Genomic DNA, 1,824 nt, shown 5'->3' on the forward strand with positions numbered 1-1,824 from the left:
TCTGACGATCCGCATTAGGCCCGGGTTTGGAGGGGTCAGGTCTTAACTCTTAACAGATTTGACCCGGCCTGACCCCGTAGGGTCAGGCCTCGCCAAAAACGTTAAGAGTTAAGACCTGACCCCCCTCGGAGCGTCATTCCGAGGCGCTGCCCCCGGCACGACGAAATATGATATTCTTTGAGAAGGCCGTGGCAACCTCGGCTGAGAATATGGAAGCGAGGTCCCCACGCCCGGGGCTTGGAATGACGATGAAACCCCTATCACGATCCTCGGGCCGAGGCCCGACCGCGTGCTCCGTTGGCTCCCTCATCGTCATTGCCGCCATTGTCTTTCTCTCCTCTTTCGCCCAAGCCGCCTACCTGATCAACGTCCCCCAGACCCTCCGCCAGCCCGACGGTGAAATCCTCCGCTGCCTGGCCAGCGGCGACGAGTACTTTAACTGGCTCCACGACGCCGCGGGCTACACCATCATCCAGGACCCTCGGACCGGGTATTACGTTTACGCCGAGCCCGCTCCCGGCGGCGAGATCCGGGCCTCCGGCCTTATCGCCGGCCGCATCAATCCCGCGGCCGCAGGACTGGCGCGGGGCGTCCAGCCGGCGGCGTCCAGCCGCTCCCGTCTCATTGCTGCCACCCGCCGCCGACAGGCCGCCGCCGATCCCACGCCCGCCCCCAAGACGGGCACGATCAACAACCTCGTCGTCTTCATCCGCTTCCAGGGCGAGTCCGAGTTCACGGACGCGCCCTCCGTCTTCACCCAGATGCTGAACGGCGCCGGCGCGGCCGACAACTCGATGCTCGGCTACTTTCGCGAAGCCTCCTATAACCGGCTTACCGTGCAGTCGACCCTCTATCCGACTCCCGGCGCCACGGTCCTCTCCTACCTGGATGCCAACGCCCGCGGCTACTACCAGCCCTACAATGCAGTGTCGAATCCGACGGGGTATACGGGCGGGGACAACGGCGCCGATCGGATGAACCGCGAGCATACCCTGCTCAAGAATGCGGTAAGCGCCGTCGCCGCCCAAGTCCCGGCCGGGTTGATCGTCGACGGCGACGGGGACGGGCTGGTGGACAACATCGTTTTCGTCGTCTCGGGCTCGCCGACGGGCTGGGCGTCGCTGCTCTGGCCCCACCAGTGGGCGCTCTACTCCCAATATGCGTACATCAACGGCAAGCGCGTCTACACCTATAACCTCCAGCTCCGGACGACGACCGGCACCGGCGTGCTCTGCCACGAGATGTGCCACTCCATCGGCCTGCCGGACCTCTACCACTACTCCGACAACGGCATCGACCCCGTCGGCCGCTGGGACGTCATGGAGTGGGACGCCAACCCGCCCCAGCATATGGGCGCTTTCATGAAGTGGCGCTACACGGGCTGGATCGCGTCCCTGCCCGAGATCACGGCGGCGGGGACCTATACCCTAAGCCCGCTGACGACGTCCACGGGCAACTGCTATAAAATCCGGTCGCCGAATTCCGCGACCGAGTATTTCGTCCTGGAATACCGCCGCCGGGCCGGGACGTTCGAGGCCTCGCTTCCGGGGGACGGCCTGCTCGTCTACCGGATCAACTCGGCCCGCGACGGCCAGGGCAACGCCTCCGGCCCGCCCGACGAGGTCTATATCTACCGGCCCGACGGCACCACAAGCGCCAACGGCCTGGTCAACAGCGCCGCTTACTCCAGTGCCGCCGGGCGCACGACCATCAACGACACGACCAATCCCTCGAGCTTCCTCTCGAGCGGCGGGGCGGGCGGCCTCCGGATTCTCAACGTCGGCTCGGCGGGCTCGACCATCTCGTTCGATGTCCGCTTCCCGA

Annotated in this window: 1 protein-coding gene; it reads left to right on the plus strand. The window is 65.6% G+C overall.

From position 1 onward, the window contains the following. Positions 1–242: 242 nt before the first annotated feature. On the plus strand, positions 243–1,824 hold a 1,582-nt coding region (locus tag NTZ26_05655), incomplete at its 3' end, for a M6 family metalloprotease domain-containing protein (protein ID MCX6559984.1).

The sequence above is a fragment of the Candidatus Aminicenantes bacterium genome (genome assembly GCA_026393855.1).
Taxonomy (GTDB): Bacteria; Acidobacteriota; Aminicenantia; order Aminicenantales; family UBA4085; genus UBA4085.